We start from the raw sequence: 25,154 nt of genomic DNA on the forward strand, positions 1-25,154 counted from the left end.
ACGGCAAGGGGCCCCGCCCTGCATCGGCAGAGCGGGGCCCCTGAGGGTCGTACGGCTACTCGGCCTTGATCGCCGCCAGCATGTTCAGCCGGGCCGCGCGGCGGGCCGGCCACAGCGCGGCCAGGACGCCGACCACCGCCGCCAGCAGCAGGAAGACCGTCATCCGGCCCCAGGGCAGGACCAGTTCGTACGTCGGCATCTTCGTGCCCAGCAGCTCACCGGCCGCCCAGCCGAAGAACACGCCGAGGCCGATGCCCAGCACGCCGCCGAACAGGGAGATCACCAGGGACTCCAGGCGGACCATCCGCTTGACGGACCTGCGGTCCAGGCCGATCGCGCGGAGCATGCCGATCTCCTGGGAGCGTTCGAAGACCGACATGGCCAGGGTGTTGATGACGCCGAGGACCGCGACGATCACCGCCATGCCGAGCAGGCCGTAGACCATGTTCAGCATCAGCGTGAACATCTTCGCGATGTCGTTGGAGATGTCCTGCTTGTCCTGGACCTTGATCGCCGGGTTGGTGTCGAGGGCCTTCTCCAGCTTGTCCTTGGCCGTGTCGGAGGCGCCGTTCGCCGTCTTGACCATGATCTGCAGGTCGGCCGGGGCGCTCAGGTGCGGGGTGAGGGTCCTGTTGTCGAGCATGATCCGGTTGATCATGTCGTTGCCCTCGTAGACCCCGGCGACCGTCAGCTTCCGCGCCTTGCCGTCCTCGAAGTGGGCGGTGAAGTCCGAACCGGCCTTCCAGCCATGCGCCTTGGCGGTGTCCTGGTCCACGACGACCTGCCTGCCGCCGACCTTGAAGGTGCCGTCGACCACCTTCAGGTCCGTCAGTTCGCCGATCGACGAGCCGTTGACGCCGATCAGGAACTCGGTCTGTCCGTCGATGCGGGACTCGGCGTCGCGCAGCGGGCTGCTGAGGGTGACGCCGTCGGTGGCGGCGATCTTCTTCGCCACGTCCGGGGAGAGCGGGCCGCGGTTGGCCATCGAGACGACGTAGTCCGCGCGGATCGCCGAGCTCGCCATCTTGTCGATCGACGTCTGCAGGCTGCCCGCCATCACCGTCATACCGGTGATCAGGGTCAGGCCGATCATCAGCGCGGACGCCGTGGCCGCCGTACGGCGCGGGTTGCGCACCGAGTTCTGGCGGGCCAGCTTGCCCGAGACGCCGAACGCGCGCAGCACCGGGGCGGCGGCCGCGATCAGCGGGCGGGACAGCAGCGGGGTCAGGATGAACACGCCGATGATGAGCAGGACCGCGCCGAGGCCCATCGGGCCCTGGCCGTCGGAGCCGTTCATCGTCGTGGCCGCGAGGACCACCGCGATGCCGGCCGCCGAGAACAGCGCGCCGAGCGTGTTGCGCAGCACCAGCGACTTGGTGGTCGCCTGGGCGTGCACGCTGTTCATCGCCGCCACCGGCGGGATCTTCGCGGCGCGTCGGCCCGGCAGCCAGGCGGCCAGCACGGTGACGAGGATGCCGACCGCGAGCGCGGTCACCACGGTCCCCGGCGTGATCACCAGCGGCCCGTCCGGCATGCTCGCGCCGAAGGAGCCCAGCAGGCTGCGCAGCCCGGCGCCGATGCCGACGCCGGCGACGAGACCGGTGACACCGGCGACCGTGCCCACCACGAACGCCTCGATCAGCACCGAGCGGGTGACCTGACGGCGGGAGGCGCCGACCGCCCGCATCAGGGCCAGCTCCTTGGTGCGCTGGGCGACCAGCATGGTGAAGGTGTTGGCGATGATGAACGTCCCGACGAACAGGGCGATCCCGGCGAACACCAGCAGACTCTGCTTCAGACCGCTCATCGAGGAGGAGATCATCTGTGCCTGGTCGTCGGCGAGCTGCTTGCCGGTGGTGGTCTCCACCAGCTTCGCCGGCAGCGCGGTGTCCAGGCCGGCCTTGAGGGCACTCTGGCTGGTTCCCGCCGCTGCCCGCACGTCGATCTCGTCGTACGCGCCCTTCTTGCCGAACAGCGACTGTGCGGTCGGTGTGTCGAACAGGGCGAGGCTGCCGCCCGCGGCGACGTTGCCGTCGTCGGTGGTGAAGATGCCGCTGACGGTCGGGGTGAGGACCGGGCCGTCGACGGAGATGCGCACGGTGTCGCCGACCTTGTAACCGGCGCGCTCGGCGGTCCTGGAGTCGATCAGCACCTCGCCCTTGCCGTGGGGCGCGTGGCCGCTGACCAGCGGGTAGCGGGCGTCCTTGGTGCCCCAGTAGTTGCCGCCCGCGGACTGCCAGTCGCCGCCGAGCAGCTTGCCGTCCTTGTCGGCGATCGCGGTGAAGCCGGTGACGACACCGGTGGCGGAGGCGGCACCCGGGACCTTCGCGGCCTTGCCGAGCAGCGCCTGGGTCAGCTCGGGGGTCTTGCCGACCCGGTCGCCGTTGGAGTCCTGGTACTTGGCCGTGACGGCGACGTCGACGTGGTCGACGCCCTTGGCGGAGCTCTTCTGGTAGGCGTCGGAGATGGTGTTGGTGAAGACCAGGGTCCCGGACACGAACGCCACGCCGAGCATGACGGCGAGCACGGTCATCAGGAGCCGGGCCTTGTGCGCGAACACGTTGCGCAGGGCGGTGCGGAACATCAGCTGGTACGGCCCTTCGCGTCGAACTCGGGGGTCTGGGGGTTCCCCCCAGGAAGATGGCGCATGAGGTCGAGCACGGAGTCGGCCGTGGGGCCGTACATCTCGTCCACGATCCGGCCGTCCGCGAGGAAGACCACGCGGTCCGCGTACGCCGCGGCCACCGGGTCGTGGGTCACCATGACCACCGTCTGGCCCAGCTCGCGCACGGAGTTGCGCAGGAAGCCCAGCACCTCGGCGCCGGAGCGCGAGTCGAGGTTTCCGGTCGGCTCGTCACCGAAGATGATCTCGGGCTTGGAGGCGAGCGCACGGGCGACGGCGACGCGCTGCTGCTGGCCGCCGGACAGCTGCGAGGGCCGGTGGCTCAGCCGTCCGGACAGGCCCACCATCGAGATCACCTGGTCCAGCCAGACCTTGTCCGGTTTCCGGCCAGCGATGTCCATCGGAAGGGTGATGTTCTCCAGTGCGGTCAGCGTCGGCAGCAGGTTGAACGCCTGGAAGATGAAGCCGATCTTGTCCCGGCGCAACCTGGTGAGCTGCCTGTCCTTCAGGGAGCCCAGCTCGGTCTCGCCGATGCGCACCGACCCCGAGGAGAAGCTGTCCAGGCCCGCCACGCAGTGCATCAGCGTGGACTTGCCGGAGCCGGACGGGCCCATGATGGCGGTGAACTCGGCCTGCCGGAAGTCGACGGAGACCCGGTCCAGGGCGACCACCCGGGTCTCGCCCTGCCCATAGATCTTCGACAGCTCCGTGGCGCGTGCGGCCACGGCCGTGGTCCGGCCGGCGGTGGGTGTGGTGGTCACGGGAAGGTGCTCCTGACAAGACGACGAATCTTCGTGGGGACGGATCCATCGTCTCGGCCGCCGGCGCCCGTGTAGTCAGTCGCTGATCCGGTTCCGAGGGGCGACTCCGGTCGGACGGAGCGGGCCCGTGTCATACCTGGGGAGGACGGCGAACCCTCAGACCGACGCCGTCCATAACAGGTGGACCGCCCTCCTTCGGTAGGTGAAATTCCGTCATTCCGCGTACGTGTGCGCCCACGTCACGTCACGCTATTGGCAAGTGCGGATGGCCCGTTCCATGTGCTGATGCACCCTCAGACGTCAATAAAATAAGACAACATCGGGCTGTCCCTTCCGCTGATCGAGGGATGCGTCCCGATAGGCTCGGACCCTCGAAGCGGTGCCCATGGCCTGCCCGGATGGTGGAATGCAGACACGGCGAGCTTAAACCTCGCTGCCCCTTCGCGGGCGTGCCGGTTCAAGTCCGGCTCCGGGCACTTTTCCGCCTCCCAGCACCGGCTGCGAGCCACCCTCGGGCTCAGCCCAGATAGAGGTCCTTGCGAGCGGCGACGAACGCCTCGACCGACCGGGCGGGGGCACCCGTCACCCGTTCGACGTCGTCGGACGCCCGGTCGTAGCGGTTCTCGCGGTGCAGCCGGGCCATCGTGGCGATGTGCTGTTCGGTGTGCGGCGGCAGGCCCGCCTTCGCGAGCACCTCGTCCCTCCACCGGTCCAGCGGTACGTCCGTGTAGGTCACCGGACGCCCCAGCGCCCGCGAGAACTCCTCGGCCATCTCCGTCATGTCGAGCGTGCGGGGCCCGGTCAGCTCGTAGACCTTCCCGATGTGCGGCGCCGGGTCGCGGAGCACCGTGGCGACCACCCGGGCGACGTCCTCCGCTGCGACCGGCGAGGTGCGCCCGGTGCCGAACGGCAGCGCGAGCGTGCCGTTCGCCCGGATCGACCGGGCCGCCAGCGTGGTGAACAGCGGATTGTCCAGGAACGACGTCGGCCGGATGTGCACCACCGGCAGTCCCGACCAGTTCAGCACCTGCTCCGCCAGCCAGTGAAGCCGCTGCTGGTGCGATTCCGTCGTGCTGGTGGCGGTCATCTGCGAGACGGTCATCTGGGACATGTCGATCAGGCCGTCCAGTTTCCCGTACTCCCGGGCCACGCTGGCCACCACGGTGGTCGCCAGCAGATGGTCCGGCGACACGGGCATCGCGAAGTACATGCTCCGGACACCCTGCAGGGCGTCCGCGACGGTCTCGGGCCGGGTCAGATCGCCGAGGACGACCTCCGCGCCGAGCGCCCGCAGCCCGGCGGCACGCTCGTCGTCGCGGCGGACCATCGCGCGCACGGGCACGTCCTGCGCGCGCAGTTGCTCCAGGGCGGCGCGGCCGACGTCACCGACGTTGGCGATGAGAACGAGGTTGCTGGAAACCATCGGTCGATCTCCTTCCGGGCCGGCGGCGGTCTCCCCAATCTATGGAGGCGGGCGGGGTCCCGCCTGCGGGCGCGCGGCGGCACCGCCGTGCCACCGTTGACAGCCGGCGCTCGCGGCCGGAGACTCGCGTCGCAGAAAGTGAAGGAAATTTCACTACACGAACGAGGATTCATTCGGGAGGACACACCGATGCGCACCACCGTCGGCATCATCGGAGCCGGACCCGCCGGGCTCCTCCTCGCACGGCTGCTGCACCGTGCCGGCATCGACTCGGTCGTCCTCGAGAGCCGCGACCGTGCCTACGTGGAGCACCGGCAGCGTGCCGGGATCCTGGAGCAGGGCACGGTGGACGTGCTGCGCGCGGCCGGAGCCGGGGCGCGGATGGACCGCGAGGGGCTCCGGCACGACGGGATCGAACTGCGCTTCGACCGGCGCCGCCACCGCGTCGACTTCCCCGGGCTCACCGGCGGACGGTCCGTCATGGTCTACGCCCAGACGGAGGTCTGCAAGGACCTCATCGCCCTCCAGCTGGGCGAGGGCGGCCCGCTGCTGTTCGAGGCGGAGGCCCTGTCCGTCGAGGGCGCGGACGGCGACCGGCCGCGGATCCCCTTCCGGTACCAGGGCCGCGTGGACGTGCTGGAGTGCGAGTACGTCGTCGGGTGCGACGGCTTCTGGGGGGTGTCCCGGAAGGCCTTCCCGGCCGCCGTCTCCCGGGTGTTCGAACGGTCGTACCCCTACGCCTGGCTCGGCATCCTCGCCGACGTCGCCCCCTCGCACGACGAACTCGTCTACGCCCGCCACGACCGCGGCTTCGCCCTGCTGTCCATGCGCCCGCCCGTCACCCGCCACCACCCTTCCAAGGAAGTCGCTTCGCTCCCGATTGAATCCTTCGTCTCCCGCCTCTACCTCCAGGTCCCCGCCGACACCAAGGCGGAGGAGTGGACCGACGACGAGATCTGGGCCGAACTGGAACGGCGCTTCGAGACCGACGACGACTGGACCCTGCAACGCGGGCCGGTCACCCAGAAGTCGGTCACCCCCATGCGGTCCTTCGTGCACGAGCCGATGCGCCACGGCCGGCTGTTCCTCGCGGGCGACGCCGCCCACATCGTGCCGCCGACCGGCGCGAAGGGGCTGAACCTGGCCGTCGGCGACGTCGTGACCCTCGTCCGCGCGCTCGTCCACGAGCAGGAGACCGGGTCCCCGGACCTCCTCGACGCCTACTCCGCGACCTGTCTGCGCCGCATCTGGCAGGCCGAACGGTTCTCCTACGACATGACGGCCCTGCTGCACCGCGCCCCGGACGCCACCGAGTTCGACGCCCGCCTCCAGCGGGCCCGGCTGGAACGCATCGCCTCCTCCCGCGCGGCCGAGACCGACCTCGCCGAGGCCTACACCGGCTTCCCCCTGGAGTGGCCCGCCCCTCGCCGGGAATGAGCCCTCCGGTTAGCGTGTTGCGCAGCACGGCACGGGAAAGATCCTCCCCAGGTATTACGGTCGATCCTTTGCCAATCCATTACTCTTGAGCCCAAGGCCGCGCAGGGTGGCCATGGAGGAGTGAAATGAGGAGCAGCAACCCGGTCTTCTCGCGACGGGGGTTCAGCCGCGACAACGGCTACGCCGGCTTCAACACCGCACCGCAGGCCGGGTACGCACAGGGCAACCCCTACGCGCAGAATCCGTACGCGCAGAACCCTTACGCCCAGCAGGGCGTGCAGTACGGCGCTCCGCCGCAGGCCCCGGCCACCACCGACCGGATGACGATGGACGACGTCGTCACGCGGTCGGCCCTCACGCTCGGCACGGTCGCCGTCGGCGCCGTCCTCGCCTGGGTCCTGCTGCCGGTCTCGGCGACCAGCTACGGCCTGGCCTTCGGCGCCGGGATCGTCGCGATGGTCCTGGGAGTGGTGCAGAGCTTCAAGCGCACCCCGTCGCCCGCCCTGATCCTCGGGTACGCCGCCTTCGAGGGCGTCTTCCTCGGCGTCATCAGCGAGGTGTACAACAGCCGCTGGAGCGGCGCTCCCTTCCAGGCGGTGCTCGGCACCATGGCGGTCTCCGCCGCCACCCTGCTGATCTACAAGGCCGGCTGGGTCCGTGTCACGGCCCGCTACGCGCGCATCGGCACGGCCATCGCCATCGCCTTCGTCCTCGTCATGGCGGTCAACCTGCTGCTGGTCGTGTTCGGCGTCGCCGGGAACGGCGGCCTGCGCAGCCTCGGCCCGCTCGGCGCGATCGTCGGCATCATCGCCATCGTGCTCGGCGCGTTCTTCCTGACCCTCGACTTCAAGCAGATCGAGGACGGCATTGCCTACGGCGCCCCGCGCAAGGAGTCCTGGCTCGCCGCGTTCGGCCTCACCATGACCCTGGTGTGGATCTACGTGGAGATGCTGCGGCTGGTGGCGATCTTCAGCAACAACGACTAGCCGACACGCCGGTCGTGCGAGAGGGCCCCGGGTTCGTCCTGGGGCCCTCTCGGCGTCTCAGAGCAGCTTGCGTGCTGCCCTCCTCAGGTCGTACTCGTGGACGATCGCCTTCGCGTGGCCGTACGCGAGGTCGTACTCGTGCCGGAGCCAGCTGACCTTCTCCTCGAAGCGGAACAGGGCGGGGCCTTCTTCTACGGTGCGCAGCCAGTCGGAGATGTCACGACCGGTGCAGTGGGGGATGCGGGCGAGCAGGTTGCGGTGGGTCTCCTCGGAGAAGAGCTGGGACATCGGCGCCTCCGAACGAAAAGGGGTTGTAAGCCGGTCCTTCACGTCACCGTGCCTGAGCGTTCGCGTATTGGCAACAGTGCGGCGCGTTACGCTCGGCGCGTGGTTGATACGACGCCCTTGACCCGAGCAGTGGATCAGTTTGCCGACCGGCTGCGGGCGGCTCCGCAGAGCCGGCTCCAGCGAGGCGCTGCCGCGGAGGCGCTGGCGCTGGCCAGGGAGTTGGCGCGGTGGACGCAGCGTGTTGAGGAGCCGGGAACCGAGCCCCGGGAGATGCCGGACGCGGGGATGTTCGCGGCCGCCGACCAAATTCTGGTGGCCGCGCACGACTTGGCTCTGGTGCTGACGAGCGAGGACGAGGTCGGCGAGGCGGTGCGGCTGGTGGAGGAGGCGCGGAAGAGGGCGGGGGTCTGAGAGCGGCTCCTAGAGAGACGCTATGACCCGGTCCGCCAGGATGTAGACCGTGTCCTCGCCACAGGCGAAGGTCAGGGTGTAGGCGCCGGAGATGCCCGAGCCGCCGAGGAGGTACGGGGTCTCGCCCGCGCGGAGCGCCGCTGCGAGGCGTTCGGCCGTCTCGCGGTGGCCGGGGGTCATGCACAGGGTGGTGCCGTCGGCGAAGACGTAGACGTCGAGGGTGCCGAGCGGGCCGGGGCGGACGTCGGAGAGTTCGACCTGGCCGGTGGCCAGCTCCTCCAGGGTGGTCACCGTGCGCTCGTGGTCGTTCACGGCCGGCGACTGCACCGGGACGAAGTCGGGGTGCGAGGGGTGACGGCGGCGGGCCGCGGCCAGCTCGGGGGAGTCCCCGGCGAACTCGTCGGCCTCGGTGGTCGGCTCGGAGACCGGCTCCAGGGGCTCCAGACCCGCGAAATCGGTCTGCCGGGGCAGGTACATGTCGCCGTCGGGGAGGCCCAGCAGGGAGGGTGTGTCGGAGGCGTCACGGGCCTCCTGGGCGGCCCAGAACGCACGGGCCTCGGCCAGCTCCCGCTCCCGCTCCTCGGCGAGCGCCTCGGTCACGGCCGCGCGTATCTCGTCCGTGTCGGGGGTGGTGCGGGCGGCGGGCAGCAGTGCGCTCACGGCGGCCGCCTGGTTCGTGGCGAGCTGGGCCTGCAGCTCCGTGAGCTGGCGGCGCAGCTTCAGCACGGTGCGCAGGACGGCGACGCCCACGGCGCCCGTGGCGGCCGTGGTGAGCAGCAGGGCGATCGGCATGGCGCTCACTGACGTACTCCCAGGTTCAAAGTCGACCCCCGACTTCCTACATCAGCTTGAAGGGCGGACTAAGCAGCTGTCAGTGCGTAACGTCACGAAACGGACAGGACTTTGGCCTTGCGGTTTCGCGTGCACCCGCTCTGACCTGCGCTGACCTGCGGCGATACCCCCCGCTAGGGAGATAGGTCACATCCTGAGGGAGATTGGATCACAAAACGGCCCAGAACCCTGGGGTTTTCGGGGTTCCGGGCCGTTTCCTGACCTGCCGTGCCCGCTCGGTCACCGAGGGTGGGTCAGCTGAGGCGCTCGATGACCATCGCCATGCCCTGGCCGCCGCCGACGCACATCGTCTCCAGGCCGAACTGCTTGTCGTGCCACTGGAGCGAGTTGATGAGGGTGCCGGTGATGCGGGCGCCGGTCATGCCGAAGGGGTGGCCGACGGCGATGGCGCCGCCGTTGACGTTCAGCTTGTCGATGTCGATGCCGAGGTCACGGTAGGAGGGGATCACCTGGGCGGCGAAGGCCTCGTTGATCTCGACCAGGTCGATGTCGTCGATGGTCAGGCCGGCGCGGCGCAGGGCCTGCTTGCTGGCCTCGACCGGGCCGAGGCCCATGATCTCGGGGGAGAGGCCGGAGACGCCGGTCGACACGATGCGGGCGAGCGGGGTCAGGCCCAGCTCGCGGGCCTTGGTGTCGCTCATGATGACCAGTGCGGCGGCGCCGTCGTTCAGCGGGCAGCAGTTGGCGGCGGTGACGAGCCCGTCCGGGCGGAACACCGGCTTGAGGCCCGACACACCCTCCAGGGTGACGCCGGCGCGCGGGCCGTCGTCCTTGCTGACGACCGTGCCGTCCGGGAGGGTCACCGGGGTGATCTCGCGCTCCCAGAAGCCGTTCTTGATGGCCTCTTCGGCGAGGTTCTGGGAGCGGACGCCGAACTCGTCCATCTCCTGGCGGGTGATGCCCTTCCAGCGGGCGAGGTTCTCGGCGGTCTGGCCCATCGCGATGTACGCGTCGGGGATCAGGCCGTCCTCGCGCGGGTCGTGCCAGGTGGAGCCCTCGGAGGCGGCGACGGCGGCGGTACGGGCCTCGGCCTCGGCGAAGAGGGGGTTGTGCGTGTCCGGCAGGCCGTCGGAGCTGCCCTTGACGAAGCGGGAGACCGTCTCGACACCGGCCGAGATGAAGACGTCGCCCTCGCCGGCCTTGATGGCGTGCAGGGCCATGCGGGAGGTCTGGAGCGAGGAGGAGCAGTAACGGGTGATCGTGCAGCCCGGCAGGTGGTCCATGCCCATCTGTACGGCGACGATCCGGCCGAGGTTGTGACCCTGCTCGCCGCCGGGGAGACCGCAGCCGAGCATCAGGTCGTCGATGTCCCTGGGGTCCAGCTCGGGGATCTTGGCGAGCGCCGCCTGGATGATGGTCGCGGTCAGGTCGTCGGGGCGCAGGTCCTTGAGGGAACCCTTGCCGGCGCGGCCTATGGGGGAGCGGGCGGTCGAGACGATGACGGCTTCGGGCATCACGGCTCCAGTGGCGTTACGGGGGTTTCGGGCATGCCGGTTGGGAAGTTACCCGCCCGTATGGTCCAGGTCACCGGTGTGGCGGTGTGACCCTGACCGCAGTTTTCTAAGCGCTTGCTTGGGCCTCCGGCGGTTTGGCTGGAAGGGTGGCGCGGGTGGGCAGAGCTTGCCGACCCAGGGGGCTCCGCCCCCTGGACCCCCGCTTTCCCACCCTCCCACCCGACTCGGTAGGTCGAGAAGTCATCGCAGGGGGTGGGCGCCCGGGCATGCTGGGCCGCCAGGCCTCGCTCCCGCCTGTCGGTCTACCGAGCCGGCGTATCACTGCCCACCGAGTCGTCGCCCTTTCTGCCAACCGAGACGGGTGGGTGGGTGGGAAAGCGGGGGTCTGGGGGCGGAGCCCCCAGGGGGTCACGTCGACGGGGCTGCCGGTTCTGCCTCGGGTACCCGGCGCCGCCGCCTCCGCTTCAGCAGCGCCCACGGCCCCCGAGGCCCCGTCGGCATCGCTGCCGTCACCTCCGTGCCTGCCTCCGACGCCGCCTCCGCCGCAGCCCGGGCGACAGGCAGGAAGCCCTCGCGGCGGGACACGTCCGGCCGTTCCTCCTCCGCCGGCCACAGCCCCAGCGCCGCGCACACCGTGGGCAGTACCGCCATCGCCGCCGTGGCGTACCCCTCCGCCGAGGGGTGGTAGTTGTCCGGGCCGAAGAGTTCCCGGGGGTTCGCCGCGAACTCGGGCCCGAGCAGATCGCCCAGCGACACCGTCCGGCCGCCCTGCTCCACCACCCCGATCGTCTGCGCCGCCGCCAGCTGCCGCGAGGCCCGGCGGGCCAGCCACCTGAGCGGCTGCTGCACGGGCTCGATCGTGCCGAGGTCGGGACAGGTGCCGACCACCACCTCCGCGCCGGCCGTGCGCAGCCGTCGTACCGCCGACGACAGATGCCGTACCGAACGCGTCGGCGGCATCCGGTGCGTCACATCGTTCGCGCCGATCATGATCACGCAGATGTCGGGGAGGGGATGAGGGGACGAGAGCACCAGCGCCACCTGGCGGTCCAGATCGTCGGACTGCGCGCCCGGCTGCGCCACGTTCCGCAGCTCCACCGGGCGCTCCGCCACCGCCGCCAGCCCCGACGCCAGCAGCGCGCCCGGAGTCTGTCCCGCCCGGTGCACCCCCTGCCCGGCCGCCGTGGAGTCGCCGAGCAGGGTCATCCGCAGGGGCGGCTCGCCCGGCACGTCGTACCCTCCCCCGCTCCCGGCTCCGCGCGAGCGGTGGGACTCCCATCCGTACAGGCCGTCGGCCATCGGCACCCGGCCGCCGCTGCCGTTGCCCACATGGCGCCGGGCCAGCCGGACCTCTGCCAGCAGCAGGCCGACGGCGGCCGCCCCGACCAGCCCGACCCCGCCACCGCCGTACGCCGCTCCGGCCGCGATGCGCCGGGCCACTCGCGCCCTCGACATGCTCGTCATGCGTCGCCGCCACCTCCTCGTAGCCGTACATCCACTCCTTGCCCCGTACGGCCCGTGCGCCAATCTCAACAGGGAGTGAACGCCCGTCCCGCTTCACCCCGGGGCCGTAGGCTGGCGACACAACTACGACCACTGTTTTTTGCAAGCAACCGGAGACAACGGTGCAATTCCACGACTCGATGATCAGCCTCGTCGGCAACACCCCGCTGGTGAGGCTCAACAGCGTGACCAAGGGCATCCAGGCGACCGTTCTGGCCAAGGTCGAGTACTTCAACCCGGGCGGCTCCGTGAAGGATCGCATCGCCCTGCGCATGATCGAGGCCGCCGAGCAGAGCGGGGAGCTGAAGCCGGGGGGCACGATCGTCGAGCCGACCAGTGGGAACACCGGCGTGGGCCTCGCGATCGTGGCCCAGCAGAAGGGCTACAAGTGCATCTTCGTCTGCCCTGACAAGGTGAGCACCGACAAGATCAATGTGCTGCGGGCGTACGGGGCGGAGGTCGTGGTCTGCCCGACCGCCGTGGCCCCCGAGCACCCGGACTCGTACTACAACGTCTCCGACCGGCTCGTGCGGGAGACCCCCGGCGCCTGGAAGCCCGACCAGTACTCCAACCCCAACAACCCGCTCTCGCACTATCACTCGACCGGCCCCGAGCTGTGGGAGCAGACCGAGGGGAAGATCACCCACTTCGTGGCGGGCGTGGGCACGGGCGGCACCATCTCCGGCACCGGCCGCTATCTGAAGGACGTCAGCGACGGCAAGGTCAAGGTCGTCGGCGCCGACCCCGAGGGCTCCGTGTACTCCGGCGGCTCCGGCCGGCCGTACCTGGTCGAGGGTGTCGGTGAGGACTTCTGGCCCACCGCCTACGACCGGACCGTCGCCGACGAGATCGTCCCGGTCTCCGACAAGGACTCCTTCCAGATGACCCGCCGCCTGGCCAAGGAGGAGGGCCTCCTGGTGGGCGGCTCCTGCGGTATGGCCGTGGTGGCGGCGCTGCGGGTCGCCGAGCGGCTCGGGCCGGACGACGTCGTGGTCGTCCTGCTGCCGGACAGCGGCCGTGGTTACCTCAGCAAGATCTTCAACGACGAGTGGATGGCCGACTACGGCTTCCTGGAGGACGAGGGCCCCAGCGCCCGCGTCGCCGACGTCCTCAACGACAAGGCGCACGGCGCCATCCCCTCCCTGGTGCACATGCACCCGGAGGAGACGGTCGGTCAGGCCATCGAGGTGCTGCGCGAGTACGGCGTCTCGCAGATGCCGGTCGTCAAGCCGGGCGCCGGTCACCCGGACGTGATGGCCGCCGAGGTCGTCGGCTCGGTCGTGGAACGGGAGCTGCTCGACGCTCTGTTCAACAAGCGGGCGTCGCTGGACGACCCGCTGGAGAAGCACATGTGCGCCCCGCTGCCGCAGGTCGGCTCCGGCGAGCCGGTCGCCGACCTGATGTCGGTGCTGGGTTCGGCGGACGCGGCCATCGTCCTGGTCGAGGGCAAGCCGACCGGTGTGGTCAGCCGGCAGGACCTGCTGGCCTTCCTGGCCAAGGGCGGGAACAAGTAGCAAATCTGCGGTGAACGGCCCGTGGCGGCGGCGAACTTGCGGTGACCTCGGCCGATCGAGCCGTCTCGGAAGTGGTACGAGCGTGTCACGTGCGCGCAGCACCCGCTTAACACGGGTCCGGCAGATTGGTGGGTGTCGGCAGGGCGGGAGCGGCTCCCCGCCCCGGCCGGCGCCGAACGGCGTCAAGGACCTCCGGAGCGGCTCCCGGACCTCCATGGACGCCACGGACGCGCAAGCCCGGCCCTGACCCGGCCCGCGTCCCTCGCGGGGACCGCCGTCGTCCCGCCCCCCGGCAACGGGGGTGCGGCGGTCCCCGCGCAATTCTTCACACGCCGGACGGGCTGAACATGCAGGCCTGAACCGGCGGTCGCCTCAGTCCTGTTCGGACGACCGGGCGCGGCGGCCGGCGAGGATCTCCGGGTTGAGCCGTATCGCCTGGGTCGCGTTGACGCCGACGATGCCGACCCAGGTGGCCACGATCCCGGGCAGCCCCGCGATGCCCCCGCCGATCGAGGACAGCGGGATCGCGAGGACCAACGAGGTGATGGCGAAGCCGAACCGCTCGGCCCAGGTGTCGGTCCCCTTGGGCCGCCGGGTGCCGCGTGCGTCCGCCATCCGCTGCTCCGCCAGGTGCCGCCGCACCCGGCGGTCCACCCCGTCGTCGATCCGCTGCTCGACCTTCTCCAGGAAGGACTCGACGAGTGCGGAGTCGTACTCGTCGCCCAGTTCCCTGCGGGCCCGAACGGTGGCGTCCAGATCCTTCTTGAGGTCCATGTCGTCCTTCTCGAGGTCGACGTCCCGTGAGTCCGTAGTGCTCATGACCCCCACCCTAGGGAGCGGTCACGCCCGCCGCACTGGGGACAACCCCCCTCTTCGTACCGGCTCCGGCCGTCGTGAGGACCCCGCAGGACTCCAGGACCCGGCGGTGGGCCAGGTCCACCCCGCTGATCCGTACCTCGACGCCCCGCCCGTGCAGTTCGGCGACCGCCTCCTTCAGCGCGAGCGCGCCCGTCGCGTCCACGGCCGTGAGGCCGGACAGCTTGAGGTCGACCGCTGTGACCCCGTCGTGGAGGTCGGCGAGGCCGCACCGGAAGCGGTGGGCGGCGGCGAACAGCAGCGGGCCGTCGAACCGGTACGTCACCGTGCCCGCCTCGCCCGGCAGTTCGTCGGCGGCCGCGGGGGTGAGCCGGGTGCCGCGCACCGCCGAGCGCAGCGCCAGCAGCACCGAGACGCCGAGGCCGATCAGCACCGCCCGCACCAGGTCCAGGGCGAGGGTGGCCGTGGCCGTGAGGATCAGCACCAGCGCGTCGCCGCGGGTGGCCTTCGTCATCGCCCGGACCGCGTCCCGCTCCACCATGCGTACGGCCGTCGCCAGCAGCACCCCGGCCAGCGCGGCCAGCGGGACACGGCCCACCAGCGGGGCGGCGACCGCCACGATCCCGGCGAGGACCACCGCGTGCGCGAGCGCGGCCAGCCGGGAGGCGGCGCCGGTACGGACGTTCACCGCCGTGCGCGCGATGGCGCCGGTCGCCGGGACCCCGCCGAACAGCGGGGCCGCGAGGTTGGCGATGCCCTGCCCGAACAGCTCCTTCCCGGGGTCGTGCCGCTCGCCCGGCCGCATCCCGTCGGCCACCGACGCCGACAGCAAGGACTCCAGGGCGGCGAGCGCGGCCACCGCGGCGGCCGGGGCGAGCAGGGCGGGCACGCGGGAGAGGTCGAGGAAGGAGAGGGAGGGCGCGGGCAGGGACGCGGGGAGGCTGCCGATGCGGGTGACGGGCAGGTGCAGCGCCTCGGCCGCGACGGTGGCGGCCGCGACGGCCACGAGGGAGAAGGGCACGGCCGGCTTCCAGCGGGCACCGGCCGGCACGACCGCCGCCGCACCGGCCGCGAGCAGCAGGGCCGGCCAGTGCGGTGCGCGCCCGAACTCCTCGCCCGCCCGCGCGGCGACCACGGCGACCTGCTCGCCGCGCGGGGTGGGCACGCCGAGCGCGGCGGGCACCTGCTGGAGGGCGATCACACAAGCGATGCCGAGGGTGAAGCCGGCGATCACGGGCGCCGGCACGTACGCCATCGCCGCCCCCGCCCGGGCGAAGGCGAGGACGAGCAGGATCAGGCTCGCCAGCAGCCCGGCGGTGAGGACGCCGTCGGCGCCGTAGCGGTGCACGATCGGGACGAGGACCACGGTCATCGCACCCGTGGGACCGGTGACCTGGCGGGCGCTGCCGCCGCACAGCGCGGCCAGCGCACCGGCGACGACGGCCGTGGTCAGCCCGGCGGCGGCACCGAGCCCGGAGGTGACGCCGAAGCCGAGGGCCAGGGGCAGGGCGACGACGGCCACGGTCAGCCCGCACAGCAGGTCGCGGCGCGGGGCGCGGGTCATGGATTTCAGGTCGGCGGGGGAGGGCAGGACGGACAGGGCGCGGGTCAGGTTCATGGTTTCTTCAGGGGCTTCATGGGGGGTGGTGTTCAGGGCAGCAGGGACACGAGCCCGGTGTCGAGGTCGGAACGGGCGGCCGCGATGTGGGCGGGGGCGAAGGCCGGGTCGGCGCGGATCGCGTCCCGGACCCAGGCGGTGTGGGCGCGCACGGTGTGCTCGGCCCAGTCGCCGGGCAGCACCCGGGTGCGGCGGGCGGCGGGGGCGATCTCCTCCACCAGGAGTTCCAGGTGGCCCGGCACCGGAGCGCCGGTGCGCAGATGCTCCAGCGTGGCGGCGACGGCTCCGCAGCGCTCGTGCCCGAGCACCAGCACCAGGGGGACGCCCAGCTCCTGCACGCCGTACTGGATGGATCCGAGCACGGCCTCGTCCAGCACCTGGCCGGCGGTCCTTATGCACAGCAGGTCGCCCAGTCCCTGGTCGAAGACCAGCTCCGGCGGCACCCGGGAGTCGATGCAGCCGACGATCACCGCGAACGGGTGCTGGGCTGCGGCCAGCAGGTGCCGCCGGGCGGGGGAGTCGTTCGGGTGGCGGGGGTGGCCGGCGGCGTAGCGCCGGTTGCCCGCGAGGAGTTCGTCCAGGGCGGCGCACGCGGTGTTCGGCGGTCGGGGACAGGGACCGGGCGCGGCCGTCGCCGGGGCGGCGGTCAGCGCGGTGACGGCGGCGGCCGCCAGGAAGGCCCTGCGGTTGGAGGCCATGACGCTTCCTCAGGTGTCGTGCCAGTAGCGCACTCTCACCGTAAGCAGTCGCCCGGTCACCCTGAGTGGCGGTTTGGCTTGGCTGATTCGTCGTCAGATCATCGCCACGGCGATACCGCCCCTTGGGCGGTGGTCGCGGAAGGACCGTTACGCCGCCGGTCCCGGCAGATGTCCCTTGCCTGGCTGCATAACGTCATGCAGAGTTCTTGCTGTCTGAATAGGTTGTCCATGCGAGGAGAGTGTGGGCCTGATGCCGTCTCGCATCCTGGACGCTCCGGACTCCGTGTGCTCTGGGGCGGTGGTCCTCGACGGGACCCGGCTCGGTGTCGAGGACGTCGTGCGCCTCGCCGACGGGGTCGCGCGGCCCGTCCCCGGGGTCGACGCCATGCGGCGGGCGGAGCGGTCCTGGAACGCCGCCCGGCAGCTCGCGGCCACCGGGCGCGTCTACGGCCGCACCACCGGCGTGGGCGCGAACCGGAACGAGTCCGTGCCCGCCGGTTCGGTCGCCGGACACGGCCTGCGCCTGCTGCGCAGCCACGCCGGCGCCATAGGCGAGGAACTCCCCGCCCGGCAGGTGCGCGCGATGCTCGCCGTCCGCGCCAACCAGCTGCTGGCCGGGGGCGCCGGCCTCAGGCCCGGCGTCGTCACCGCCCTGTGCGAGGCCCTGGAGACGGGCGCGTACCCGGTGGTCAACGAGTTCGGCTCCGTCGGCACCGGCGACATCGCGGCGCTGGCCCAGGTGGGTCTCGCACTGGCCGGGGAGCACCCGTGGCGGGGCGCGGGCGCCCCCGAGCCGCAGCCCCTCGACAACAACGACGCCCTCGCCCTGATCAGCAGCAACGCCCTCACCCTCGGCCAGTCCGCGCTCGCCCTGCACGAACTGCGCGGGCTGATCGGCGCCACCCAGGTCGTCGCGGCGCTGTCCCTGCTCGCCGTCGACGGCTCCCACGAGGCCTTCGCCGCCCCCGTGCACACCGCCCGCCCGCACCGGGGCAGCGCCGAGGTGGCCCGGCGGATGCGGGAGCTGATCGGCGCCGCCGACCGGCCGACCCCGCCGCTCGGCCGGATCCAGGACCCGTACGGCTTCCGCTGCCTGCCCCAGATACACGGGCCGGCGCACGACGCGGCGGACGCCCTGGAGCAGGTCCTGACCGTGGAGATCAACGCCGCGGCCGAGAACCCGCTCATCGCCCCCGAGGACCGGGCCGCCTACCACCACGGCGGCTTCTACCAGGCCCAACTCGCCCTCGCCCTGGACCACTTCAGGCTCGCCCTGATGCAGGTCGCACGCCTGTCGACCTCCCGCCTGTCCACCCTCAACGAGCCCGCCTACACCCGGCTGCGCCCCTTCCTCGCCGACCATGAACCGGCCTCGTCCGGCGTGATGATCCTGGAGTACGCGGCCGGCGCGGCCCTCGGCGATCTGCGGGCCTTCTCGGCCCCCGCGTCGCTCGGTCACGCTGTACTCTCCCGGGGCGTCGAGGAACAGGCGAGCTTCGCCTCGCTCGCCGCGCGCCAGACGCTGCGCGCGTGCGGTGCGTACCGTCTGGTGGTCGGCTGCGAACTCGTCGCCGCCGTCCGGGCGCTGCGCCAGCGGGACCTGAGGCCCGACCCGGAGCTTCCGGCCGGACGGGCGTTCGCGCTCGCCGAGCCGGTCCTCGACGCCGACCCGGCCGACCGGCCGCTCACGGACGACGTGAAGGCGGCGGCCCACCTGCTCGACCGGTTCACGGACATCTGGAGGGGGAGCACGTCATGAGTGTGGACAGGAGTATGAGTACGACGTCCGGGGCGGCGTCCGGCGTGACGTCGGAACCGGCTGTCGCCGTGACGTCCGGGGCGACGTCCGGGGCGTTGGACAGCCCGGCCACCCGGCTGCAGGCGCTCTTCGAGGGGCACCGGCTCACGCCCACCCAGCGCCGCATCGCGCACAGCATGGTGCGGCGGGCCGCCGACGTGCCCTTCCTGTCCAGCGTGGAGCTGGCCGAGCTGGCCGGGGTCAGCCAGCCGTCGGTGACCCGCTTCGCGGTCGCCCTCGGGTTCGACGGCTACCCCGCCCTGCGCAGGCACCTGCGCGAGGTCGTCCCCGCCGAGCCGGCCGCGGAGACGGGCTCGTACAACGAGTACCAGCAGGCCGTCGAGGCCGAGATCGAGAACCTGAAGCACCTCGCGGAGCTGCTCGCCGACCCCCGCCCGGTGCAGAAGGCCGGCCGGATCCTCGCCGCCTCCCGCCCGCTGCCGGTGCTCGGGCTGCGCGCGGCCGCCTCCCAGGCGTACGGCTTCGCGTACTTCGCCGCCAAGGTCCACCCGGACGTCCGGCTGCTCAACGAGGGCGGCACGATGATCCAGGACCGCATCGACGCGGCCGTCCGCGCGGGCGCCTCCGCCCTGCTGTGCTTCGCGCTGCCCCGGCATCCGCGCGAGGTCGTCGACACCCTCGCCTATGCCAAGGACGCGGGCCTGACCGTCGTCACGGTCGCCGACTCCGCCTTCGCGCCCGTCGCCAAGTACTCCGACCTGCTGCTGCCCGCCGCCGTCGGCACCGGGCTCGCCTTCGACACCGCGTGCGCGCCCATGCTGCTGGGGCGGGTGCTGCTGGAGGCGGTCTGCGACGACCTGCCGGAGGCCCAGGCCCGGTTGGAGGAGTTCGACACGCACGCGGCGGCCCGCGGACTGTTCGTCGATTGAGCCGCCGCGCTCTCAGACTCGTCTCACCTTCTGCCACTACCTTCGTCCGCGCACAGGCGCATCGAGGACACGTGACACGGGAGGCAGACGTGGCGCGCGGAGGACAGGGGCTGGCCCGGGTGGCCGTCGTCGTACGGGCCGGGGCCGCACCGCTGTGGTGGCGGGGTGGGACTGGACGCAAGCGCAGCATCGCAGCCAGTGATGCCCGCTGTGCAAGCCCAGCGCCTTGAGCGTCGGGCGGTTGACGTCGAAGCTCTTGCTTCGCGGGAGCGCGGGTCTCTATCCGTGGGTTGGGCCACGTCTGACTGCGTCAACGACGATCGGCTCTCTTGAGGGAGGCGAGCGCGTCCGCTTGTGCCCCGCCGGACTCCGCCACCACCTCGGCGACAGTCTGCGGCTCCCGCACGGTCGCGAAGGCCATGCCTCCCGATCCGTCCGGCACGAAGCCGTAGATCCCCGGCCGGGTCAGGGAGTTGTAGGCGTAGTGGTGCGCGAAGTAGTACGCGCCCGTGTCCAGCGCCGCCGCGTAGTCGCCCTGCTCCAGCAGAGGCAGCGCGCGCCCCTCGGCGAGCAGGTCGCCCGAGAAGCAGGCCGGGCCGGCGACGTCCTGCACCACCTCGGGACCCGCCTTCGGCCGCCCCTTGGCGTCGTACGCGGCGATCCTCAGCGGCCACGCCCCCGGCACGTACACGGTCCGTGTGGCCACCTGCACGCCCGCGTGCGTCACCGCGATCCGCCGTCCGCCGGAACGCTTGGCGTACTCCACCCGCGCCACCACCGTGCCGTGCTTGGCCAGCAGCGACCGTCCGAACTCGGTCACCAGCCCGTACCGCCCGTCGAACAGCCCCGGCACCTCCTCGGCCAGCACGCGCGCGTACTGCGCATACGTCGGCGCCGTCGCCTCCCCGGTGAAATCGACCGGCAGCCCGCCGCCGATGTCGAGCGTGTCGATCTGCTGCCGCCCGATCCGCGCGTTGATCTCCTCCGCGAGCGCGTACGTCTCCGCCACACCCCGCGCCAGCAGCGACAGCGGGATGCCCTGCGAGCCGGTGTGCGTGTGCAGCCGGGTCAGCCACGGCCGGTCCGCGCAGGCCTGTACGACCCACTCCCGGGCCCCCTCGTCGCGCAGCGCCACGCCGAACTTGGAGGTCTGCGTCGCCGTCGACGTCGCCCCGATGCTGCCGCCGCCGATCTGCGGGTTGATCCGGATGCCGAGCGGCGACCGGGTGGGCGCCGTCCGGGCCAGCGCGTCGAGCCGGTCCAGCTCCTGGGGGTTGTCCGCGTTGACGGCGATGCCCAGCGCGAGCGCCTCGCGCAGCTCGGCCGGGGTCTTGGCGGGCGAGTCGAGCACCATCCGCTCCGGCGGCAGCCCCGCTGCCCGCGCCAGCGCCAGCTCGCCCGGGCTCGCCACCTCCGCACCGATGCCCTCCTCGTGCAGCAGCCGCAGCACCGGCACCAGCGGGGTCGCCTTCACCGCGAAGGCGTGCAGCACCGGCGTCCCCGGCGCCACGACCGCGTCGAAGGCCGCCCGCAGGGCCGCCGCCGACTCCCGGATGCCGGTGACGTCCAGCAGCCCCGCCACGGCCGCGTCCGGCCCCAGCAGCCCCTGCTCCACCGCGCCGCGCACCGCCTCGTCCCGCCGGGCGGCCCGCTCCCGGGCCTCGCTGTCGGTGTCGTGGTCCACGACCTCTCCTCCTGTCGGCCTGCCTGCGTCTTCAGGGTGATTCCAGCCAAACATCCGCGGCGCGCGGACGGGGGGATGCCGATGTATTGACTAGTTCTATTCAGAGAGACAGGATGTGAATAAGCGTAGTAACAGAAGGAGGCAGACGATGTCGGGACCCCGCCCCGTACGAGCACCGCGCGGCACGGAACTGAGCGCCCTGGGATGGCAGCAGGAGGCCGCCCTGCGGATGCTCCAGAACAACCTCGACCCCGAGGTTGCCGAGCACCCCGACAAGCTCGTCGTCTACGGCGGCACCGGCAAGGCCGCCCGTGACTGGCGCTCCTTCGACGCGATGGTGCGCACGCTGAAGACCCTCAAGCAGGACGAGACCATGCTGGTCCAGTCCGGCCGCCCGGTCGGCGTGATGCAGACCCACGAGTGGGCCCCGCGCGTCCTCATCGCCAACTCCAACCTGGTCGGCGACTGGGCCAACTGGGAGGAGTTCCGCCGTCTGGAGGCCCTCGGCCTGACCATGTACGGCCAGATGACCGCCGGCTCCTGGATCTACATCGGCACCCAGGGCATCCTCCAGGGCACCTACGAGACCTTCGCCGCCGTCGCCGCGAAGAAGTTCAACGGCACCCTCGCCGGGACCATCACCCTCACCGCCGGCCTCGGCGGCATGGGCGGCGCCCAGCCCCTCGCCGTGACCATGAACGACGGCGTCGCCCTCTGTATCGACTGCGACCCGCGCGCCATCGAGCGCCGCATCGAGCACCGCTACCTGGACGTCAAGGCCGACAACCTCGACCACGCGCTCCAGCTGGCCACCGAGGCCCGTGACGCCCGCCGCCCGCTGTCCATCGGCGTCCTCGGCAACGCGGCCGAGCTGGTCCCGCAGCTGCTCGCGATGAACGCCCCCATCGACATCGTCACCGACCAGACCTCCGCCCACGACCCGCTGTCCTACCTGCCGGTCGGCGTGGCCTTCGAGGACATGGCCGACGCCGCCGCCAAGGACCCGGCCGGTTTCACCACCCGCGCCCGTGAGTCGATGGCCAAGCACGTCGAGGCGATGGTCGGCTTCATGGACGCCGGAGCCGAGGTCTTCGACTACGGCAACTCCATCCGCGGCGAGGCCCAGCTGGCCGGCTACGACCGCGCGTTCGCCTTCCCCGGCTTCGTCCCCGCGTACATCCGCCCGCTGTTCTGCGAGGGCAAGGGCCCGTTCCGCTGGGCCGCCCTGTCCGGCGACCCCGCCGACATCGCCAAGACCGACAAGGCGATCCTCGAGCTGTTCCCGGAGAACGAGTCCCTGGCCCGCTGGATCAAGATGGCCCGCGAGCGCGTCCACTTCCAGGGCCTGCCCGCCCGCATCTGCTGGCTCGGCTACGGCGAGCGCGACAAGGCCGGTGAGCGCTTCAACGACATGGTGGCCTCCGGCGAGCTGGCCGCTCCGCTGGCCATCGGCCGCGACCACCTCGACTGCGGCTCCGTCGCCTCCCCGTACCGCGAGACCGAGGCCATGCTCGACGGCTCCGACGCGATCGCCGACTGGCCGCTGCTGAACGCCATGGTCAACGTGGCCTCCGGCGCGTCGTGGGTCTCCATCCACCACGGTGGCGGCGTCGGCATGGGGCGCTCCATCCACGCCGGCCAGGTGACGGTGGCCGACGGCACGAAGCTGGGCGGCGAGAAGATCCGGCGCGTTCTCACCAACGACCCCGGCATGGGTGTCATCCGGCACGTGGACGCCGGGTACGACATCGCGGAGTCGGTTGCGCAGGAGCGCGGGGTTCGGGTGCCTATGCGCGAGGGTGACCAGGCGTGACCTTCCACAGCATGTGGGCGGAGCTGCTGCCGATCGGCCGCAGCTCCGCCTCCGGCGGCTACCGCCGCTTCGCCTGGACCGGTGCCGACGCCGAGTGCCGGGCCTGGTTCCAGGAGCAGGCGGAGGCGCGCGGGCTCACCTACGAGGTCGACCGGAACGGGAACCAGTGGGCCTGGCTCGGGGACCCGGCCGCGGGGGACGCGGTCGTCACCGGATCCCATCTGGACTCGGTGCCGGACGGTGGCGCTTTCGACGGGCCCCTCGGGGTCGTCTCCTCCTTCGCCGCTCTGGACGAACTGCGCGGGAGGGGAGTGCGGTTCACCAAGCCCCTGGCCCTCGTCAACTTCGGTGACGAGGAGGGGGCCCGGTTCGGGCTGGCCTGCGTCGGCTCCCGGCTCACCGCCGGACAGCTGACCGTCGAGCAGGCCCACCGGCTCACCGACGGCGACGGGATCAGCCTCCCGCAGGCCATGGAGGCCGCCGGGTACGACCCCGACACCATCGGGGCCGACCCGGAGCGGCTGGCCCGTATCGGCGCCTTCGTCGAGCTGCACGTCGAACAGGGGCGTGCGCTGGACCTGTCCGGCGACCGGGTCGGCATCGCCAGTGCCATCTGGCCGCACGGCCGCTGGCGCTTCGACTTCCGGGGCGAGGCCAACCACGCCGGCACCACCCGGCTGGTCGACCGGCGCGACCCGATGCTGTCGTACGCCGAGACCGTGCTCGCGGCCCGCCGGGAGGCCGAACTCGCCGGTGCCGTCGCCACCTTCGGCAAGATCTCCGTCGAGCCGAACGGCGTCAACGCCATCCCCTCCCTGGTGCGCGGCTGGCTCGACTCCCGCGCCGCCGACCAGGAGACCCTGGACACGGTCGTCGTCGGCATCGAGAAGGCCGCACGGGAGTACGCGGACGCCCACGGCATCGACCTCGACGTCGTCCGGGAGTCCTTCACCCCGGTGGTCGAGTTCGACCACGCGCTGCGCGACGAACTGAGCCGGATCCTGGGGGCGGCGAGTGACAGCCTGAAGGTGCCCGTCCTGGGAACCGGTGCCGGACACGACGCCGGAATCCTCTCCGGCACCATTCCGACCGCCATGCTGTTCGTGCGCAACCCCACCGGCGTCTCGCACTCCCCGGCCGAGTTCGCGGCCGAGGACGACTGCATGGCCGGGGTGCACGCACTCGCCGACGTACTGGAAGGGCTGGCCTGCACGTGACCACACGGACGTACTGGCTGGAGCACGCCTGGCTCGACACCAACATCGAGCCGGGCGTGGCCCTGAGCACAGAGGACGGCCGCATCACCGCCGTCCGCACCGGCGTGCCCACCCCGCCGCCCGGCGCCGAGATCCTGCGCGGTCTGACCCTCCCCGGCCTGGCGAACGCCCATTCGCACGCCTTCCACCGGGCGCTGCGCGGCACGGTCCAGGTCGGCAGCGGGACCTTCTGGACCTGGCGCGAGGTGATGTACTCCGTCGCCGACCACCTGACCCCGGAGACCTACCACGCCCTGGCCCGCGCGGTGTACGCCGAGATGGCCCTGGCGGGCGTCACCTGCGTCGGCGAGTTCCACTACGTCCACCACGCCCCCGGCGGCACCCGCTACGCCGACCCCAACGCGATGGGCGAGGCGCTGATCGCGGCCGCCGCCGAGGCCGGCATCCGCATCACCCTGCTGGACACCGCCTACCTGTCCTCCGGCTTCGGCCAGCCGCCAGGCGCCCACCAGCTCCGCTTCTCCGACGGCAGCGCGGAGGCCTGGGCCGAACGCTGTGCAGTTCTCAAGGAACGGGATCACGCACGGATCGGAGCGGCGATCCACTCCGTACGGGCCGTGCCCGCGGGCCAGTTGGCGACCGTGGCGCAGTGGGCCGGGGAGCGGGGGGCCCCGCTGCACGTGCACCTGTCGGAGCAGACCGCCGAGAACGACGCCTGCCAGGCGGCGCACGGCTGCACCCCCACCCGGCTGCTCGCCGACCACGGCGTCCTCGGGCCGCGCACCACCGGTGTGCACAACACCCACCTCACCGACGAGGACATCGCGCTGCTCGGCGGCTCCGGCACCGGCACCTGCATGTGCCCGACGACCGAGCGCGACCTGGCGGACGGCATCGGCCCGGCCGTCGCCCTGCAGCGGGCGGGCTCCCCGCTCTCCCTCGGCTCCGACAGCCACGCCGTCATCGACCTGCTCGAAGAGGCGCGCGCGATGGAGCTGAACGAGCGGCTGCGCACCCGCACCCGGGGCCACTGGACCGCCGCCGCGCTGCTGCGGGCTGCCACCGCCGACGGCCACGCCGCCCTCGGCTGGTCGGACGCCGGCACCATCGAGCCCGGTGCGCTCGCCGACCTGACGACGATCGCCCTCGACTCGGTCAGGACGGCCGGGCCGCTGCCCAGGCTGGGCGCCGAGACGGCCGTATTCGCGGCGACCGCCGCGGACGTACGGCACACGATCGTGGGCGGCCGCCCTGTCGTACGGGACGGCGTCCACCAGCTCGTACCGGACGTGCCGTCGGCGCTGGCGGACGCGATCGACGCCCTGCGCGGCTGAAAACCGTCGAACCCCACCCGGCCATCCCTGAGGA

At 71.9% G+C, this 25,154-nt stretch carries 20 protein-coding genes and 1 tRNA gene; 10 read left to right on the forward strand and 11 right to left on the reverse strand.

Annotated features, from left to right (window positions below; genetic code table 11):
• Positions 1-55 precede the first annotated feature (55 nt).
• Positions 56-2,584, reverse strand: a complete 2,529-nt coding sequence (locus ACZ5DS_RS41565) for an ABC transporter permease (RefSeq protein ID WP_468249450.1) — start codon at positions 2,582-2,584, stop codon at positions 56-58.
• Positions 2,584-3,384 carry an ABC transporter ATP-binding protein gene (locus tag ACZ5DS_RS41570; protein ID WP_468249452.1) on the reverse strand — a complete coding sequence of 267 codons (801 nt, stop codon included), beginning with the start codon at positions 3,382-3,384 and terminating at the stop codon, positions 2,584-2,586. The genes ACZ5DS_RS41565 and ACZ5DS_RS41570 overlap by 1 nt, the downstream gene beginning before the upstream one ends.
• A 392-nt stretch (positions 3,385-3,776) precedes the next feature.
• Between ACZ5DS_RS41570 and ACZ5DS_RS41575 the strand changes: the two genes are divergently transcribed.
• Positions 3,777-3,860: transfer RNA gene (locus tag ACZ5DS_RS41575), tRNA-Leu, on the forward strand.
• A 41-nt stretch (positions 3,861-3,901) separates the two neighbouring features.
• On the opposite strand, the gene ACZ5DS_RS41580 is transcribed toward ACZ5DS_RS41575, so the two are convergent.
• Positions 3,902-4,807, reverse strand: a complete 906-nt coding sequence (locus tag ACZ5DS_RS41580; RefSeq protein WP_468249455.1) for an NmrA family NAD(P)-binding protein — start codon at positions 4,805-4,807, stop codon at positions 3,902-3,904.
• Between the two features lie 189 nt (positions 4,808-4,996).
• Between ACZ5DS_RS41580 and ACZ5DS_RS41585 the strand changes: the two genes are divergently transcribed.
• Together ACZ5DS_RS41585 and ACZ5DS_RS41590 are read left to right on the forward strand one after the other, a co-directional pair.
• Positions 4,997-6,244: a 4-hydroxybenzoate 3-monooxygenase gene (locus ACZ5DS_RS41585; protein ID WP_468249456.1), complete on the forward strand. Its 1,248-nt coding sequence runs from the start codon at positions 4,997-4,999 to the stop codon at positions 6,242-6,244.
• Positions 6,245-6,369: 125 nt separating this feature from the next.
• Positions 6,370-7,230: a Bax inhibitor-1/YccA family protein gene (locus ACZ5DS_RS41590; RefSeq protein WP_468249458.1), complete on the forward strand. Its 861-nt coding sequence runs from the start codon at positions 6,370-6,372 to the stop codon at positions 7,228-7,230.
• A gap of 57 nt (positions 7,231-7,287) precedes the next feature.
• On the opposite strand, the gene ACZ5DS_RS41595 is transcribed toward ACZ5DS_RS41590, so the two are convergent.
• Positions 7,288-7,518: a DUF4287 domain-containing protein gene (locus ACZ5DS_RS41595; RefSeq protein WP_468249461.1), complete on the reverse strand. Its 231-nt coding sequence runs from the start codon at positions 7,516-7,518 to the stop codon at positions 7,288-7,290.
• Between the two features lie 99 nt (positions 7,519-7,617).
• On the opposite strand from ACZ5DS_RS41595, the gene ACZ5DS_RS41600 reads away from it, so the two are divergent.
• Positions 7,618-7,929, forward strand: coding sequence for a hypothetical protein (locus tag ACZ5DS_RS41600; protein WP_468249463.1), 312 nt, complete (start codon positions 7,618-7,620; stop codon positions 7,927-7,929).
• 9 nt (positions 7,930-7,938) lie between these two features.
• Here the strand turns inward: ACZ5DS_RS41600 and ACZ5DS_RS41605 are convergent, their stop codons facing one another.
• The 3 genes from ACZ5DS_RS41605 to ACZ5DS_RS41615 form a co-directional block, all read right to left on the reverse strand.
• Positions 7,939-8,721, reverse strand: coding sequence for a hypothetical protein (locus ACZ5DS_RS41605; RefSeq protein WP_468249555.1), 783 nt, complete (start codon positions 8,719-8,721; stop codon positions 7,939-7,941).
• A 293-nt stretch (positions 8,722-9,014) separates the two neighbouring features.
• Positions 9,015-10,235, reverse strand: coding sequence for an acetyl-CoA C-acetyltransferase (locus ACZ5DS_RS41610; RefSeq protein ID WP_468249465.1), 1,221 nt, complete (start codon positions 10,233-10,235; stop codon positions 9,015-9,017).
• A 408-nt stretch (positions 10,236-10,643) separates the two neighbouring features.
• Positions 10,644-11,699, reverse strand: coding sequence for an SGNH/GDSL hydrolase family protein (locus ACZ5DS_RS41615; RefSeq protein ID WP_468249467.1), 1,056 nt, complete (start codon positions 11,697-11,699; stop codon positions 10,644-10,646).
• A gap of 161 nt (positions 11,700-11,860) precedes the next feature.
• Between ACZ5DS_RS41615 and ACZ5DS_RS41620 the strand changes: the two genes are divergently transcribed.
• Positions 11,861-13,252 carry a cystathionine beta-synthase gene (locus ACZ5DS_RS41620; protein ID WP_468249470.1) on the forward strand — a complete coding sequence of 464 codons (1,392 nt, stop codon included), beginning with the start codon at positions 11,861-11,863 and terminating at the stop codon, positions 13,250-13,252.
• A gap of 372 nt (positions 13,253-13,624) precedes the next feature.
• On the opposite strand, the gene ACZ5DS_RS41625 is transcribed toward ACZ5DS_RS41620, so the two are convergent.
• The 3 genes from ACZ5DS_RS41625 to ACZ5DS_RS41635 are packed head-to-tail and all read right to left on the reverse strand — an operon-like array spanning position 13,625 to position 16,384.
• The gene (locus ACZ5DS_RS41625) at positions 13,625-14,071 is read right to left on the reverse strand and encodes a hypothetical protein (protein ID WP_468249472.1); all 447 of its coding nucleotides are present in this window, start codon (positions 14,069-14,071) and stop codon (positions 13,625-13,627) included.
• Positions 14,072-14,081: 10 nt separating this feature from the next.
• On the reverse strand, positions 14,082-15,686 hold the full coding sequence (locus ACZ5DS_RS41630) for a SulP family inorganic anion transporter (protein WP_468249474.1): 1,605 nt from the start codon (positions 15,684-15,686) through the stop codon (positions 14,082-14,084).
• Positions 15,687-15,718: 32 nt separating this feature from the next.
• The gene (locus ACZ5DS_RS41635) at positions 15,719-16,384 is read right to left on the reverse strand and encodes a carbonic anhydrase (RefSeq protein WP_468249476.1); all 666 of its coding nucleotides are present in this window, start codon (positions 16,382-16,384) and stop codon (positions 15,719-15,721) included.
• A 250-nt stretch (positions 16,385-16,634) separates the two neighbouring features.
• On the opposite strand from ACZ5DS_RS41635, the gene ACZ5DS_RS41640 reads away from it, so the two are divergent.
• Positions 16,635-18,143 carry an aromatic amino acid ammonia-lyase gene (locus ACZ5DS_RS41640; protein ID WP_468249479.1) on the forward strand — a complete coding sequence of 503 codons (1,509 nt, stop codon included), beginning with the start codon at positions 16,635-16,637 and terminating at the stop codon, positions 18,141-18,143.
• Between the two features lie 14 nt (positions 18,144-18,157).
• Positions 18,158-19,072, forward strand: a complete 915-nt coding sequence (locus tag ACZ5DS_RS41645; RefSeq protein WP_468249481.1) for a MurR/RpiR family transcriptional regulator — start codon at positions 18,158-18,160, stop codon at positions 19,070-19,072.
• A gap of 310 nt (positions 19,073-19,382) precedes the next feature.
• Here the strand turns inward: ACZ5DS_RS41645 and ACZ5DS_RS41650 are convergent, their stop codons facing one another.
• Complete coding sequence (locus tag ACZ5DS_RS41650; protein WP_468249484.1) at positions 19,383-20,810, reverse strand: type III PLP-dependent enzyme domain-containing protein; 1,428 nt, start codon at positions 20,808-20,810, stop codon at positions 19,383-19,385.
• A 94-nt stretch (positions 20,811-20,904) separates the two neighbouring features.
• Here ACZ5DS_RS41650 and hutU point away from each other — a divergent pair, with 94 nt between their 5' ends.
• Genes hutU through ACZ5DS_RS41665 form a run of 3 tightly spaced genes read left to right on the forward strand, consistent with a single transcriptional unit; the run spans position 20,905 to position 25,120 of the window.
• Positions 20,905-22,569: a urocanate hydratase gene (hutU, locus tag ACZ5DS_RS41655; RefSeq protein WP_468249487.1), complete on the forward strand. Its 1,665-nt coding sequence runs from the start codon at positions 20,905-20,907 to the stop codon at positions 22,567-22,569.
• Positions 22,566-23,786 carry an allantoate amidohydrolase gene (locus tag ACZ5DS_RS41660; RefSeq protein WP_468249489.1) on the forward strand — a complete coding sequence of 407 codons (1,221 nt, stop codon included), beginning with the start codon at positions 22,566-22,568 and terminating at the stop codon, positions 23,784-23,786. The genes hutU and ACZ5DS_RS41660 overlap by 4 nt, the downstream gene beginning before the upstream one ends.
• The gene (locus ACZ5DS_RS41665; protein WP_468249492.1) at positions 23,783-25,120 is read left to right on the forward strand and encodes a formimidoylglutamate deiminase; all 1,338 of its coding nucleotides are present in this window, start codon (positions 23,783-23,785) and stop codon (positions 25,118-25,120) included. The genes ACZ5DS_RS41660 and ACZ5DS_RS41665 overlap by 4 nt, the downstream gene beginning before the upstream one ends.
• Positions 25,121-25,154: the final 34 nt, after the last annotated feature.

It is taken from the genome of Streptomyces sp. NPDC031100 (assembly GCF_055570785.1).

What these genes read in the sequence shown, in the direction of transcription:
- ACZ5DS_RS41640 (WP_468249479.1), top strand. Translation starts at nt 16,635, where the DNA reads ATGCCGTCTCGCATCCTGGACGCTCCGGACTCCGTGTGCTCTGGGGCG.
- hutU (WP_468249487.1), top strand. Translation starts at nt 20,905, where the DNA reads ATGTCGGGACCCCGCCCCGTACGAGCACCGCGCGGCACGGAACTGAGC.
- ACZ5DS_RS41580 (WP_468249455.1), bottom strand. Translation starts at nt 4,807, where the DNA reads ATGGTTTCCAGCAACCTCGTTCTCATCGCCAACGTCGGTGACGTCGGC.
- ACZ5DS_RS41590 (WP_468249458.1), top strand. Translation starts at nt 6,370, where the DNA reads ATGAGGAGCAGCAACCCGGTCTTCTCGCGACGGGGGTTCAGCCGCGAC.
- ACZ5DS_RS41585 (WP_468249456.1), top strand. Translation starts at nt 4,997, where the DNA reads ATGCGCACCACCGTCGGCATCATCGGAGCCGGACCCGCCGGGCTCCTC.
- ACZ5DS_RS41595 (WP_468249461.1), bottom strand. Translation starts at nt 7,518, where the DNA reads ATGTCCCAGCTCTTCTCCGAGGAGACCCACCGCAACCTGCTCGCCCGC.
- ACZ5DS_RS41625 (WP_468249472.1), bottom strand. Translation starts at nt 14,071, where the DNA reads ATGAGCACTACGGACTCACGGGACGTCGACCTCGAGAAGGACGACATG.
- ACZ5DS_RS41650 (WP_468249484.1), bottom strand. Translation starts at nt 20,810, where the DNA reads ATGTTTGGCTGGAATCACCCTGAAGACGCAGGCAGGCCGACAGGAGGA.
- ACZ5DS_RS41645 (WP_468249481.1), top strand. Translation starts at nt 18,158, where the DNA reads ATGAGTACGACGTCCGGGGCGGCGTCCGGCGTGACGTCGGAACCGGCT.
- ACZ5DS_RS41610 (WP_468249465.1), bottom strand. Translation starts at nt 10,235, where the DNA reads ATGCCCGAAGCCGTCATCGTCTCGACCGCCCGCTCCCCCATAGGCCGC.
- ACZ5DS_RS41605 (WP_468249555.1), bottom strand. Translation starts at nt 8,721, where the DNA reads ATGCCGATCGCCCTGCTGCTCACCACGGCCGCCACGGGCGCCGTGGGC.
- ACZ5DS_RS41635 (WP_468249476.1), bottom strand. Translation starts at nt 16,384, where the DNA reads ATGGCCTCCAACCGCAGGGCCTTCCTGGCGGCCGCCGCCGTCACCGCG.
- ACZ5DS_RS41565 (WP_468249450.1), bottom strand. Translation starts at nt 2,584, where the DNA reads ATGTTCCGCACCGCCCTGCGCAACGTGTTCGCGCACAAGGCCCGGCTC.
- ACZ5DS_RS41630 (WP_468249474.1), bottom strand. Translation starts at nt 15,686, where the DNA reads ATGAACCTGACCCGCGCCCTGTCCGTCCTGCCCTCCCCCGCCGACCTG.
- ACZ5DS_RS41615 (WP_468249467.1), bottom strand. Translation starts at nt 11,699, where the DNA reads ATGACGAGCATGTCGAGGGCGCGAGTGGCCCGGCGCATCGCGGCCGGA.